Here is a 12,839-nt window from a genome sequence, read left to right on the forward strand (position 1 = left end):
GCGGCGGGCGATTTGACATTGATCAAGCGGATGGCGTGATCGGCTGCGACCGGGTGTCGCAGAGAGGTGCTGTAGTGCCGAGCCCGTGCTCGGCTCCAGCGGTAGGGCGAGCGCGTCAGCCCATCAGGTAGCGCAGCACCCCGGCCGAGACCACGCCGATCAGCACCGTAGGCAGCATCGACAACCGCGTGGCGGCCAGCAGGGTGATCGCCAGTGCCGCCAGATCGGCCGGCTTGTCGGCAACGAAGTCGGGCGCGATCACCGAGATCAGCACACAGCCGGGTGCGGCTTCCATCACCGTCACCGCGCGCTTGCTCAGGGTGCGGTTGCGCAGTGCGAGAAAGCCGACGATGCGGGTCAGGTAGGTGGCCGCGGCCATCAGCACGATGGTCAGCACCGAGGTCCAGTGGATCAAGCCATTGAAGATCATGCCGCGTCCTCCGCCAGCAGCCAGGCCGCCGCGAGACCGGCCAGCGCACCACTGGCGACGTACCAGGCACCGGGCACCAGCAGGTAGGTGGTGGCGGCCACCCCCAGGCTGACCAGCCACGGACGCGCGGCCTTCATGCCCTGCCACATGCCGCGCAGCAGCACCAGGAAGACGGCGGGGAAGGCCATGTCGAACCCGTAGGCGTGGATGTCACCCAGCATCGGGCCGATGATCGCACCCAGCGCGGTGCAGGCCACCCAGACCGTGTACAGGCCGGCCGAGACGCCCAGGTAGTAGGCCAGGCTGAAGCCGAGGGCACGGCGGCGTGCGTCGGCCACGCCCATCGCCCAGCTCTCGTCGCACATGAAAAACAGCGCGGGCAGCACCCGGCGGCGCGGAAGGTGCTGCAACAGCGGTGCCAGGCTGGCACCCATCAGCAGGTGGCGGCTGTTGACCAGCGCGGTGATCGCCACGATCAGCGCGATATGCGGCGGCGAGGTCCACAGTTCGACCGCGGCGAATTCCGAGCCGCCGGCAAAGTTGAGGCCGGTCATCAGTGGTACTTCAAGGGCGCTCAGGCCCTTCTGTGCGGCCTGGGCGCCGAGCACCAGGGCGAAGGGAATGAAGCCGATCATTACCGGCACGGCGGCACGCAGGCCGCGCAGGAATTCGGCACGGGGGGCGGTGTCGCAGGCGGCGTCAGGCAGGGGGAGGGTGGTACGGGCGTCCATGGAACGACACAACTGAGTGGGGTGGCCCATCCTAGCGGTCCGATAGCGAAATCGGGTTGCGTTGATGCCACTGGATTGGCGAGGATTGGAATTTCATGCGGCCTGTGTCGCCAAGGGTGGAATTTCATGCAGTACCAGCTCGATAATCTCGATCGGCGCATCCTCGACGCCCTTCAAGGCGACGGACGCCTGCAGAACCTGGAGCTGGCCCGCCAGGTGGGCCTGTCGCCTTCGGCCTGCCTGCGCCGGGTACGGCTGCTGGAGGAAGGCGGCTACATTGATCGCTACGTGGCGCTGCTGAACGAGGCCAAGGTCGGACGGGGGTTCACCGTGTTCGTGCGGGTGTGGCTGCGCGGGCAGGATGAAGACACCACCAATCACTTCATCAACAGCATCAAGTCTTTCCCGGAAGTGCTTGAATGTCATCTGATGGCCGGTGACTGCGATTTCCTGCTGCGGGTGGCGGTGGCCGACCTTGATGCCTACCGGCAGTTCCAGATGCAGCACCTGAACCGGATTGCCGGGGTGCAGAACACCAAGACCGAGATTCCGATGCAGCGGATCAAGCAGACCACCCGCTTGCCGCTTTGAGGGCTGGGGGTTGGCCGGGTTGCACCCGGCACCCGCGGGTAGTGCCGGCCGCTGGCCGGCAACCCAGGAGCAACAGCAACAGCAACAGCGGGCCTGCTTGGGGATGGCGGGGTGGGTCCGGTTGCGGGGGGCGCTGCAAGTACGTCCATGTAAGCTCGGTCGCCGCATCCATGCGGCTCACACCCCCCGCAACCGGACCCACCCCGCCTTCGACAGTTCCCCGCGATGTGCCGGAACGGCACGAGCTGCTCGTGGTGGGTGTCGACCATAGCTGCTCCTGGTGGATGTCGACCTCAGCTGCTCTTGGTGGGTGTCGACCTTGGTCGACACGCTTTGGGTCGGACCCCGTTGCTTCGCAACGGGCTCTGAGACCTGGCGTAGATGAAGTTGATGAACAGGTCTATTCGATTCATTGACGCCTGATGCGTGACTGGCTTCACGGAGCCAGGCTCGCCCTCGGCCGTGGGCGCTGGTCATCGCAATGACATGTGCTGCCGGTACGGTTTGAACCCGCTTGCTGGTCGCGCGGGCCGGGGTTCCGGTCGTGCCGCGCGTGCACTGCAGCTGCTGTCGCTGCCGAGGGTCATGTGTTCTACGTCAGGGGGCTGAATGGACACCATGCGGTCAGAACTTGGAGGGTGGCCATCGCCGCATGGCTGCTGCTGTCCTTCGCGGCTGCCGCACAGGACGGTGTTCATGCCTACGACATCCCGGCGCAGCCGCTGGAGCTGGCCGTCGAGCGCTTCAGCGTCATCAGCGGGTGGTCGGTGATGTACCCGGGTGACCTTGCCGCTGGGCGCAGCAGCCATGCGCTGCGTGCCAGCCTGCCGCCGCTGCCTGCGCTGCAGGCGCTGCTGCAGGACACCGGCATCGAGGCCGAGGTGATCGGCGAGCAGCGCGTGGTGCTGCGCCGGGGCGCGCCATCCGCGGATGAAATGACGAGCGGCAGCGAACCTGCCGACGCCGAGCGGCGCCGTCGCTATGGCGACGTGCAGCAGCGCCTGCGCGAGGCGTTCTGTGACGACCCCCGCATCGCGCCGGGCCGCTATGCAGCAACGCTGCGCTTCCGGGTTGGCAGCGACGGCCAGGTGCACGCGCCCGAGCTGGTGTCCGGCACTGGCAGCGCCGTCCGCGACGCGCGCCTGCTGCAGGCGCTGGCGCAGCTGGTGCTGGCGCCGGATGCCGCCGCGCTGCCGCAGCCGGTGACGCTGCAGATCCGACCTTCCGGCATCGACCACGACTGTGGCCGGCGCTCGCCCCTTCCATGACTTCAAGGATTCGAACATGAGCAACGGTACGGCTGGGGCAGTTGATCTGATGGACCACCTTCTGGGAGCCTACGACGAGCTGAAGCGGCGCCTGGTGCGCAAGCTGGGCTCGGAGGAGCTGGCAGGCGACGCGCTGCAGGATACCTGGATGCGCCTGAGCGCCCGCCGCGATCGGCTGGACGCGGTGCAGAACCCGGCGGCCTACCTGCTGCGCATGGCGATGAACACTGTGATCGACCGCCAACGTGCCGACCATCGACTGCTGAGCCTGGATGAGGTGGATGCGCTGATGGACCTGGCCGATCCGGCGCCGGGCCCGGCGCAGGCCGCGGAACTGGACTTCGCGTTGCAGGACATGGTCGCCCTGCTGCAGCGCATGCCCGAGCGCCGCCGCCGCATCCTGCTGGCCATCCGCGTCGATGGCCTGCAGCAGCGGGACGTGGCCGAGCACCTGGGCGTGTCGCTGCGATTGGTGCAGCGCGAACTGAAGGCGGCCCAGGACTACCTGGCCGAGCGCAGCGGGCAGGGGCGCCAGGTGCGGTTCTGAGCGCCGGCATCCGTCTACACTTTGACGCCGAGCAGAACCCCGCAGCGTGCGGGTCCGGCATGAGCCCCCATGGACGCTGACGATCGCCCGCAACGCCCGCTGGATGCCGTCGAGCGTCAGGCCCATGCGTGGGTGGTGCGGCTGACCTCGGGCGAGGCCACCGCCGCCGATGGGCGCAGGTTCCGCGCGTGGTGCGACGCTGATCCCCGCCATCGAGAGGCGTTCGGCCGTGCACGGCGGCAGTGGGACCAGGTGCGGCTGGCGGGCGAACAGCTGCCCGCCGCGGCACGCCAGCCGGTCGCGCCGGACCGTGCACAGCGCTGGAGCCGGCGTGCCTTTCTTGGCGCTGCGATTGCCGCGCCGGCCAGCCTGGTGGTGGTCGCCGCGATCCGCCCGCCGCTGGGCCTGTGGCCGCCGGTTACGGCAATGGCCGCCGATTTCCACACCGGCACCGGCGAGCGCCTGCAGATCACGCCGTTGCCGCAGCTGAAGATCGAGCTGGATACGCAGAGCAGCCTGCGCCGTCGCGCTGCCGCCGATGGCGAGGGCTTTGAACTGGTGCAGGGCCAGGCCGCGATCGAAACCCGGGCCGGCCTGCGCCTGGCGTTGTTTGCCGGGCCGGGCTGCGTGATCGCCGACGAAGGTGCGGTGCGCCTGGACGTGCGCAACACACATGGCCAGGTGCGGGTCACCTGCCTGCACGGCAGCGCCCGCATCGAGCACCCGCAGGGCCGCCTGCAGCTGCAGGCCGGGCAGCAGACCCGCTACGACGAGCGCCTCAGTGGCGTGGTGGCCGAGGCGGTGGCCTCGGAGGTGAGCGCCTGGACCGAGGGCATGCTGGTATTCCGCCGTGCGCCGCTGCGTGAGGTGGTGGACGAGATCAACCGCTACCGCCGCGGCAGGATCGTGCTGGGTGAATCGGCGCTGGCGCGTGCGCCGGTCAGCGGCCGCTTCCGCATCGATGATCCGGACGCGGCCCTTGAACAGCTGCGACAGTCGATGTCGCTGGATCTGCGTCGCTTTCCGGGTGGCATTGCCGTCCTTGGTTAGATGATGACGCTGGCCCCGCGCTTCACGCAGGGCCGTTGCAAGCAAGGAGAGGCCTGGGGTGCGCAACGAGACCATCGGTGTGCTGGATCTGCGTCGCAATCTGTCGGCGTTGCTGGAGACCACGCAACGACGACCGTTGATGGTGCATCGCTATGGATCACCGTGGGTGTGCGTGGTCTCCGAAGCGCAATGGCAGCAGCAGGCGGTGCTGCTGGAGTTCGATCCGCAATCACATCCGTTGGCGATGCTGCTGCGCCTGCAGCAGCAGGTACTTCCGCTGCCAGAGACGGGTGCGCTGGCGCCTGCGGCGATGGCAAGGGCGCTGCTGCTGATGGGCATGTACGCAATCGATGAACTGGCGCAGCTGCACGACCAGGTGCAGCACCATCGGCTGTGGCACTGGTTCGTCGCTGGCGGGCACGGGGTGATGGAGGGCTGGCAGCTTTCGCCGTTGCGCGTTGCGATGGCGTCATGGCTGGATGACGTGGCGATGACCGATGCGCTGGCGGCCTTCGCGCAACGCAGCGAGGTGGCCGTGCTGGCGCGCCGCTGTGGCGGCGACGCGCCGCGCCTGGAGCGCGAAGCCTGCAGGCGGATGACGCTGCGATGACGCCAATGGGGAAGCGCTACGCGGCGCACAGAGAGGCATTCGCGCTGTCGCTTCATCCGCCCTGCCGACGTCTTCCCTGAGTACGGCGCATCACGCGTCGCAGAGCGCAGGTGATGCCGATGGCAGACAGTCGCAGTGTCACCATGCTGGAACTGGACCGGCACCTGAGCCAGTCGCTGGAGCAGGCACGGCATGCGCCGATGAACGTGCAACGCTATGGACGCTCGTGGGTATGGGTGCTGTCCAGCGATGCGTGGGCGGATGCTGCGCGTTGGGCAGCCCAGGACAGCAGCGCGCATCCGTTGTTGGCCCTGCGCAGGGTGCTTGATGTGCAGTTGCGGCCCTGGCCCGAGACCGCCATGAACCTGCTGCCGTTTGATGCGGGCGATACGCGCGCGCTGCAACGCGCCGCGTTGCTGGTGGTGCTGCGCGATCTGAACAGCGCGCAGCGGGTGTTCGATGACCTGCGCTACCACCAGGTCTATCGCTTGTTCGTTGGCCTTGGTCACGGCACGGCATGGTCGCCGATGCAGTGCGTGCGGCTGCTGCAGGCATGCGCGCAGCCGCTGCTGCGTGCCTGTATCGAAGACACGCTGGGCGAAGTGCCTGCACCACTGCTGGAAGCCGCGTGCGTGCCTGCAATGCGCGCAATGCCACAGCAGGTGCAGGCACTGCGAATAGCAGGCGGATGTTTATCGTACTGACACATGCACCGCTGACCATGGCGCAGCGGTCTCTTCCAGGATGACGGGGGCGGAACAATGGCAAGGCAGGTTCGTGGTCGCTGGGCACGGCAGCAGGGTTTCAGCCTGATCGAGATCATGGTGGTGGTGGTGATCATCGGCATCCTCGCCGCCTTGATCGTGCCGCGCTTGATGGATCGCCCCGACCAGGCGCGCGTGGTGGCGGCGCGGCAGGATATCGCTGCGTTGATGCAGGCGTTGAAGCTGTTCAAGCTGGACAACGGACGCTACCCCACTGCCGAGCAGGGGTTGAAGGCGTTGGTGACGCCACCGCAGGGCGGCGGCGCAATGCCGGTGACCCCCTATCTGGACCGCCTGCCGAATGACCCGTGGGGCCATCCCTACCAGTACCAGATCCCCGGCACCCACGGCGACATCGATGTGTTCTCGCTGGGCGCGGACAGCAAGCCGGGCGGCGAGGCCGGCAACGCGGACATCGGCTCCTGGCAGTTGTGAGGCCCGCCGATGGCAACCCGGGTGCGTTCGGTGTCGTGTGCCGGCCAGCGTGGCATGGCGGTGATCGTGGCGATGCTGGTGGTGGCGCTGGTGGCGGTGATCGCCACCGCGCTGCTGACCCGGCAGTCGGCGCAGCTGCGCATGCTGCGCGGCGACCAGCTGCGCGCGCAGGTGCGCATGGCCGTGGACGCCTCGCTGGAGCGCGCGGCACAGCAGCTGCGTGAAGACGCGCGCGAGCAGGTGACGACGGTGCGCGACGGGCACTGGGCGCGGCCGCTGCGATTGCAGGTGCCGCTTCCGGCTCAGCTGCAACTGGTCGATGCGCAGTCGATGTTCAACCTGCGCAATCTGCTGGCCCAGGGCAGGCCGGACCTGGACGCACGGCGCGCGTTCATCGTCCTGTGCGCCGGGCAAGGGCTTGGGCAGGGCGCCTGCGCCGCTGCGGCCGAGCACATACAGGCGCGCCTGCGCGACGGCGACATCCAGGCGCAGGCACCACTGCCACGCGAATCATTGATCGAGCAGGCCTTTGCGGGGTCGGATCCGCTGGCCGTTCAGGCATTGGCGCGGCGCACCGTGGTGTTGCCGGCGCAGACCCTGGTCAATGCCAACACCTGCGATCTCAGCGTGCTGCAGGCGGTCACCCCTGAGGTCGAGCGGGGGCGCCTGCAGGCGCTGCTCGGAGAGCGTGACGGCGGCCACTGGCTGCTCAATCGCGGTGACATCGCCAATCGACTCCAACTGAGCAGCGCGCAGATGGCCCTGGTGCCCCTTGGCATTCATAGCGAGTGGTTTCTCGCCGTCGGCCAGGTACAGGCCGACGGCCAGGCGGTCGACTTCCGTGCGCTGATCTGGCGCGAGTACCGCGATGATGGTGTGCGCGTGCAGCGCGTGTGGACGAGGGTCGGCGCATGAGCATGCAGCTGAGGATCTGCCTGCCACCGCTGGAGCGCCTGCGCACTGACAGTGAGGTCGATTGGGCGCTGCTGCACAAGGGTGCCGTACAGGCACATGGCCGCGGGACGATGATGGCACTGGGCCAGCGCCATCCACAGGCCGAGGTGCTGGCCTGCCTCGATCCGCACGACCTGATCCTGCTGGAGCTGCAGCTGCCGCCGCTGGCCGGGCGCAGGCTGCAGGCTGCATTGCAGGGCGAAGTGGAAGCGATGCTGCTGGACGACCTGCAGGAGGTGGCCCTGGCGCACGGCGCGCAGGCCGATGACGGCAGTGTGCCGGTCGCCTGGCTGGGCCAGCAGGCGATGGTGCAGGCACAGCAGCTGCTGGCGTCGTGTGGCCTGCGGCTGCGGGCACTGTACCCGACGCCGCTGCTGCTGCCGTGGAACAGCGGGGAAGCGACGCTGCGTGCCTGCGGTGAGCACCTGCTGGTGCGCAGCGGGCGTGACCGGGGGGGCGTGCAGTGGTGCGGCGGGCGTGACGCGGGCGCGGTGCTGCAGGCGCTTGCGGCGCGCCTGCAGCAGTCCGGCGTACAGGCCGTGCAGTGGATTGGCAGCGTTCCGGCAGGATGGCCGGAAAGCCTGCCTGCAACGGCGGTCGCGCACGAACTGCAGGCCTGCGGACCGCTGCCGGGATGGTCTCTGCCCCTGCCCAGTGCGGCCCGGAAGCGGCCGCGGCTGGCGATCGGGCTGGCATTGGCCGCGGTGCTGCTGGCGGCACTCGGCCTGCAGCTGCAGGTTTCGCGTTGGCGCAGCGAGGGCGAGGCGCTGCAGCAGGACATGGCGCGGCAGTTCGGCGCGCGCTTCCCAGAGATCACCGATGTAGTGGACCCGGTGCTGCAGGCGCGGCGGGCGCTGGCCGCACCGGCGCCGCTGCCATCGTTGCCAGCGGTGCAGCGACAGGTGGCCAGTACGCTGCAGGCGATTCCGGAACTGGGCGGCCAGGTTCGCGGCCTGCGTTACCAACCGGGCCAGCTGGAGCTTGAACTGGACGCAGATGCGCAGGCGCTGGCCGACGATGCACAACGCCTGCAGCAATGGCAGCAGGCGGCCCAGGCACAGGGCCTGGAGCTTGCACGCGCGAGCGATGGGCGCCTGCGCGTGAGCGGGGGCGAGCGGTGACCACACCGACCCTGCGCCGGGGTGCGGGCCTGGCAGGCCTGCAGCAGCGCTGGCAGCGCCTGCCACCTCGCGACCGGTTGATGCTGGGCGTGATGATGGGTGCGCTGCTGGTGGCGGGCCTGTGGTCGTTCTGGCTGGAGCCGCTGCTGAAGCAGCGCACGCACTGGCAGGCAGAGCTGCCGCGCCTGCAGGCACAGGCCAACGCGCTGGCGCCGCTGCTGCGCGCCCGCGAGCGCCAGCAGCAGGCCCGGGATCAACGCCCGACGCTGGCCGGGCTGCGCGAACGGATCAGGTCCGCCGGGCTCGCCGAAGGACTGCATATCGAAGCACGCGACGGGCGCTGGCACCTGCGGGTGCAGGGCGTGCCCGCCGACGCGCTGTGGAACTGGCTGCTGCCGGTGCTGGCCGATCCGGCCATCGAACTGCAGCAGCTGCAACTGACACGTACAGGGGATGCGAACATGCCGGCGGCACGGATTTCCGGAAACATCGTGATGGCACCCGCTGCGGGTGATCATTCATGAGAGCGATGCGCAGTCTCGCCTGCAGCAGCGCGCTGGCCCTGATCGTGGGCATGGCGCATGTTCCGGCTGTGGTGCTGGCGCAGGACGCCCGCGATGAACCGGTGCAGTTGAACCTGGTGGACACCGATATCGGTGGCGTGCTGCGCATGGCAGCGCGCTTCACCGGCCGCCAGTTCCTGGTCGATCCGCGGGTGACCGGCAAGATGACCGTGGTCTCCGAGGGTCCGGTCAGCCGTGCCCAGGCCTACCAGCTGCTGCTGGGCGCGTTGCGCATGCGTGGCTTCGCCGTGGTCGAGAACGGTGGGGTGAGCCGGGTGGTGCCACAGGCCGACGCCAAGCTGCTCGGCGGACGCGTCGGTGCGGGTGGCGCCGGCGGCGAGGTGACCACGCGAACCTTTGCGCTGCGCTACGAGAACGCGGGCGCACTGGTGGCGGTGCTGCGGCCGATGATCAGCCCGGACAACCCGATCACGGCCAACCCGGGCAACAACACTCTGGTGATCACCGACTATGCCGACAACCTGGAGCGCATTGCGCGGGTGATCGCCAGCGTGGACACGCCGGCCGGCATGGACACCGATGTGGTCAAGCTGCAGCAGGGCATTGCGGTGGACGTGGCGGCGATGGTGGCGCCGCTGCTGGATGCACAAGGCGCCGAGCCGAGCCAGAAGGTGGTGGTGATGGCCGATCCGCGCAGCAACAGTGTCCTGCTGCGCTCCAGCAGCCCCGGTCGCACGCGCCTGGCGCGGCAGCTGGTGGAGAAGCTGGACAAGGCCCAGGACGAGTCCGGCAACCTGCACGTGGTGTATCTGCGCAACGCCCAGGCCAACCAGCTGGCCGGGGTGCTGCGCGGCGTGGTGGCCGGGCAGAGTGATGCACCGGCGATGGGCAGCAACGAGGGCATCACGCCGCTGCCCGGCGATGCCAGCCGCAGCACCCCGTCACAACCGTCGCAGACGCAGACGCAACAGGCAAAGACCGGCGGCAATGCGCTGGAATCACAGCGGCTTGATCCGAACCGCCGCGACCCGATCGAGGCCGGCAGCACCGGCTTCAGCCAGAACGGCATCTCGGTGCAGGCCGACGTGGCGACCAACACGCTGCTGATCTCGGCCCCCGAGCCGGTGTACCGCAACCTGCGGCGGGTGATCGACCAGCTTGACCAGCGCCGTGCGCAGGTGCTGGTGGAAAGCCTGATCGTGGAGGTCAACCAGACCGACGCGGCCGAACTGGGCGTGCAATGGATGCTGGGCAATGGCCGCACCTTCGGCGGCACCCACTTCGGGGGAACCACCGGTGGCAGCGGGCTGAACACCGGCGCGCGCACCACCCTGGACGTGCTGCCCAAGGATGGCCTGAAGATCGGTGTCATCGACGGCACCATCAACCTGCCGGGGGTCGGCCAGATCCTCAACATGAAGGCGCTGGCCAATGCACTGCAGAGCCGGGGCGGTGCCAACATCCTGTCCACGCCCAACCTGATGACCCTGGACAACGAGGCGGCCAGCATCATGGTCGGCCAGACCGTGCCGTTTGTCAGTGGTCGTTACGTGACCGATGGCGGGGGCGGCAGCAACAACCCGTTCCAGACCATCGTGCGCGAGGACGTCGGCCTGAAGCTACGCGTGCGGCCACAGATCTCCGAAGGCGGCACGGTCAAGCTGGACATCTATCAGGAAGTCAGCAGCATCGACGCGCAGAGCGCGAGCAGCACGGCCGGCATCATCACCAACAAGCGTGCACTGGACACCAGCGTGCTGCTGGACGATGGCCAGATCATGGTGCTCGGTGGGCTGCTGGAAGACAGCGTCAGCCATGGTCGCGATGCGGTGCCGGGGCTGGGAAAGATCCCGGTGCTGGGGGCGCTGTTCCGCAGCGATACGCGCAAGCGCGCCAAGACCAACCTGATGGTGTTCCTGCGCCCCCACGTGGTGCGCGATCCGGCCGCCGGACAACGTCTGACCCGCGACCGCTACGACTACATGCGCAACGCCCAGGCCGGTGCGCAGCCGGCACAGAGCTGGGCACTGCCCGCGCTTTCCGCGCCGCAGCTACCGCCGCAGGATCTGTCCGTGCTGGGCCAGGGCAATGCGCGCGATGGCCAGGGCCAGCCGTTGCAGAACAGCAGCCTGGCGGCGTTGTATCCGGCCGGCGAGGGTGATGCACAGCTGGTGCAGTTCGCGCAGGGGCTGGACGTGGCACGCGCCAGCCAGGGCGTGGCGCAGGCGCGGGCACTGGGATTGCAGGCCTATGCCGAGGCCACGCCGGGCGGGAGTGGACAGCGCCTGCGGGTACGCCTGCCACGCGATCCGTCGAAGCTGGACCCGGCGCTGCAGCAGTTGCGTGGGCTGGGCTACACGCCCGAACTGGTGATCGGCCCGTGAGCGCGACCGCGCCGCTGCCGTATGCCTGGGTGCGCAGCCATGGCGTGATGCTGGCCGAGGCCGGCGGCGAGCCGGTACTGCTGGGCACCGCTGAAACCGCCGCCTGGGCAGTGGCCGAATTGCGCCGCCGGCATGGCCCACTGCCGTTCCAGGCACTGGATGCCGCGGCATGGCAGCAACGGCTGGGTGAGCAGTATCGCGACGGCGGCGATGCCGCAGCGGTGGTCGGTGCCGCTGAAAGCGAAGTGGATCTGGACCGCCTGATGCAGGACATGCCCGAGGTCACCGATCTGCTGGACGCGCAGGACGACGCGCCGGTGATCCGGATGATCAACGCCCTGCTGGCGCAGGCCGCACGCGATGGCGCCAGCGACCTGCACATCGAACCGTTCGAGACCCATTCGGTGGTGCGCTACCGGGTGGACGGCACCCTGCGTGACATGGTCCAGCCACGCCGTGCACTGCATGCGGCGCTGGTGTCGCGCATCAAGATCATGGCGCACCTGGATATCGCCGAGAAGCGCCTGCCGCAGGACGGCCGCATCGCGATCCGTGTCGGCGGCCGGCCACTGGACATCCGCGTGTCCACGGTGCCGACCGGACATGGCGAGCGCGCCGTGCTGCGCCTACTGGAAAAGGATGCCGGCCGCCTGCAGCTGCAGCGGCTCGGCATGGCCGACGACACCCTGGCGACCTTCACCGGGTTGATCCGGCAACCGCACGGCATCGTGCTGGTGACCGGCCCGACCGGCAGCGGCAAGACTACTTCGCTGTACGCCGCGCTGGGCCAGCTCGACAGCAGCACCAGCAACATCCTGACCGTGGAAGATCCGGTGGAGTACGACTTCGCCGGTATCGGCCAGATCCAGGTCAATGCGCGTATCGGCATGAGTTTCGGCACCGCGCTGCGCGCGATCCTGCGCCAAGACCCGGATACGATCATGATCGGCGAAATCCGCGACCTGGAAACCGCGCAGATTGCGGTGCAGTCCTCGCTGACCGGGCATGGCGTTCTGGCCTCGCTGCACACCAACGACGCGATCTCGGCGGTGACCCGTTTGGCCGACATGGGCGTGGAGCCGTTCCTTCTGGCCTCGTCGCTGCGCGGCGTACTGGCGCAGCGGCTGGTGCGGCGCCTGTGCACCCAGTGCCGGCGGGCAGAGGTGGATGGCGAGGGCCGTACCGTGTGGCGCGCGGTGGGCTGCGCGGCGTGCGCGAACAGCGGCTATCGCGGGCGCACCGGTATCCATGAACTGTTCGTGGTCGATGAGCGCGTGCGCGCCCTGATCCACGAAGGGCAGGGCGAGCCTGCGCTGCGGGAGGCGGCGCGGCGTGCCGGCATGCGCAACCTGCGCGAGGATGGCCAGCGCTGGGTCGACAGTGGCGTGACCACGTTGGAAGAGATCCTGCGCGTCACCGGCGACGCTTGA

14 protein-coding genes are annotated in these 12,839 nt (G+C 68.8%); 12 read left to right on the plus strand and 2 right to left on the minus strand.

Features of this window, described 5'->3' with window-relative positions; genetic code table 11:
• Positions 1–115: 115 nt before the first annotated feature.
• Together SSKA14_RS12075 and SSKA14_RS12080 are read right to left on the minus strand one after the other, a co-directional pair.
• Positions 116–430, minus strand: a complete 315-nt coding sequence (locus SSKA14_RS12075) for an AzlD family protein (protein ID WP_005409898.1) — start codon at positions 428–430, stop codon at positions 116–118.
• Positions 427–1,161, minus strand: a complete 735-nt coding sequence (locus SSKA14_RS12080; protein WP_008268082.1) for an AzlC family ABC transporter permease — start codon at positions 1,159–1,161, stop codon at positions 427–429. The genes SSKA14_RS12075 and SSKA14_RS12080 overlap by 4 nt, the downstream gene beginning before the upstream one ends.
• Positions 1,162–1,287: 126 nt before the next feature.
• On the opposite strand from SSKA14_RS12080, the gene SSKA14_RS12085 reads away from it, so the two are divergent.
• The 12 genes from SSKA14_RS12085 to gspE all read left to right on the plus strand — a co-directional run bounded on the left by SSKA14_RS12085 (position 1,288) and on the right by gspE (position 12,839).
• Positions 1,288–1,752 carry an Lrp/AsnC family transcriptional regulator gene (locus SSKA14_RS12085; protein ID WP_008265929.1) on the plus strand — a complete coding sequence of 155 codons (465 nt, stop codon included), beginning with the start codon at positions 1,288–1,290 and terminating at the stop codon, positions 1,750–1,752.
• Positions 1,753–2,339: 587 nt separating this feature from the next.
• Complete coding sequence (locus SSKA14_RS12090) at positions 2,340–3,020, plus strand: STN domain-containing protein (RefSeq protein WP_040007597.1); 681 nt, start codon at positions 2,340–2,342, stop codon at positions 3,018–3,020.
• 16 nt (positions 3,021–3,036) lie between these two features.
• Positions 3,037–3,567 (plus strand): sigma-70 family RNA polymerase sigma factor, encoded by a 531-nt coding sequence (locus SSKA14_RS12095; protein ID WP_006449274.1) that lies wholly within the window; start codon positions 3,037–3,039, stop codon positions 3,565–3,567.
• A 69-nt stretch (positions 3,568–3,636) separates the two neighbouring features.
• Positions 3,637–4,617: a DUF4880 domain-containing protein gene (locus tag SSKA14_RS12100; protein WP_008265779.1), complete on the plus strand. Its 981-nt coding sequence runs from the start codon at positions 3,637–3,639 to the stop codon at positions 4,615–4,617.
• 58 nt (positions 4,618–4,675) lie between these two features.
• On the plus strand, positions 4,676–5,227 hold the full coding sequence (locus tag SSKA14_RS12105; protein WP_008265451.1) for a hypothetical protein: 552 nt from the start codon (positions 4,676–4,678) through the stop codon (positions 5,225–5,227).
• A gap of 119 nt (positions 5,228–5,346) precedes the next feature.
• A complete protein-coding gene (locus SSKA14_RS12110; protein WP_040009610.1) occupies positions 5,347–5,931 on the plus strand; it encodes a hypothetical protein in 585 nt (194 codons plus the stop codon).
• A 57-nt stretch (positions 5,932–5,988) separates the two neighbouring features.
• Entirely contained in the window at positions 5,989–6,426 is a 438-nt protein-coding gene (gene gspG / locus SSKA14_RS12115; protein WP_008268276.1) for a type II secretion system major pseudopilin GspG, read from the plus strand.
• Positions 6,427–6,435: 9 nt separating this feature from the next.
• Positions 6,436–7,341, plus strand: a complete 906-nt coding sequence (gspK, locus tag SSKA14_RS12120) for a type II secretion system minor pseudopilin GspK (RefSeq protein WP_008265620.1) — start codon at positions 6,436–6,438, stop codon at positions 7,339–7,341.
• Entirely contained in the window at positions 7,338–8,501 is a 1,164-nt protein-coding gene (gspL, locus tag SSKA14_RS12125; protein WP_008267924.1) for a type II secretion system protein GspL, read from the plus strand. Before gspK ends, gspL begins: the two co-directional genes overlap by 4 nt.
• Positions 8,498–9,025, plus strand: a complete 528-nt coding sequence (gene gspM / locus SSKA14_RS12130) for a type II secretion system protein GspM (RefSeq protein WP_008264897.1) — start codon at positions 8,498–8,500, stop codon at positions 9,023–9,025. The genes gspL and gspM overlap by 4 nt, the downstream gene beginning before the upstream one ends.
• A complete protein-coding gene (gspD, locus tag SSKA14_RS12135; protein ID WP_040007602.1) occupies positions 9,022–11,409 on the plus strand; it encodes a type II secretion system secretin GspD in 2,388 nt (795 codons plus the stop codon). The genes gspM and gspD overlap by 4 nt, the downstream gene beginning before the upstream one ends.
• The gene (gspE, locus tag SSKA14_RS12140; RefSeq protein WP_008267653.1) at positions 11,406–12,839 is read left to right on the plus strand and encodes a type II secretion system ATPase GspE; all 1,434 of its coding nucleotides are present in this window, start codon (positions 11,406–11,408) and stop codon (positions 12,837–12,839) included. The genes gspD and gspE overlap by 4 nt, the downstream gene beginning before the upstream one ends.

Origin of the sequence: Stenotrophomonas sp. SKA14 (genome assembly GCF_000158575.1) — a bacterium.
Classification (GTDB): Bacteria; Pseudomonadota; Gammaproteobacteria; order Xanthomonadales; family Xanthomonadaceae; genus Stenotrophomonas; species Stenotrophomonas forensis.

Excerpts from the sequence above, each read along its gene's own strand:
- SSKA14_RS12080 (WP_008268082.1), bottom strand. The coding sequence starts at position 1,161 with ATGGACGCCCGTACCACCCTCCCCCTGCCTGACGCCGCCTGCGACACC.
- SSKA14_RS12110 (WP_040009610.1), top strand. The coding sequence starts at position 5,347 with ATGGCAGACAGTCGCAGTGTCACCATGCTGGAACTGGACCGGCACCTG.
- SSKA14_RS12095 (WP_006449274.1), top strand. The coding sequence starts at position 3,037 with ATGAGCAACGGTACGGCTGGGGCAGTTGATCTGATGGACCACCTTCTG.
- gspL (WP_008267924.1), top strand. The coding sequence starts at position 7,338 with ATGAGCATGCAGCTGAGGATCTGCCTGCCACCGCTGGAGCGCCTGCGC.
- gspK (WP_008265620.1), top strand. The coding sequence starts at position 6,436 with ATGGCAACCCGGGTGCGTTCGGTGTCGTGTGCCGGCCAGCGTGGCATG.
- gspD (WP_040007602.1), top strand. The coding sequence starts at position 9,022 with ATGAGAGCGATGCGCAGTCTCGCCTGCAGCAGCGCGCTGGCCCTGATC.
- gspG (WP_008268276.1), top strand. The coding sequence starts at position 5,989 with ATGGCAAGGCAGGTTCGTGGTCGCTGGGCACGGCAGCAGGGTTTCAGC.
- SSKA14_RS12100 (WP_008265779.1), top strand. The coding sequence starts at position 3,637 with ATGGACGCTGACGATCGCCCGCAACGCCCGCTGGATGCCGTCGAGCGT.
- SSKA14_RS12075 (WP_005409898.1), bottom strand. The coding sequence starts at position 430 with ATGATCTTCAATGGCTTGATCCACTGGACCTCGGTGCTGACCATCGTG.
- SSKA14_RS12085 (WP_008265929.1), top strand. The coding sequence starts at position 1,288 with ATGCAGTACCAGCTCGATAATCTCGATCGGCGCATCCTCGACGCCCTT.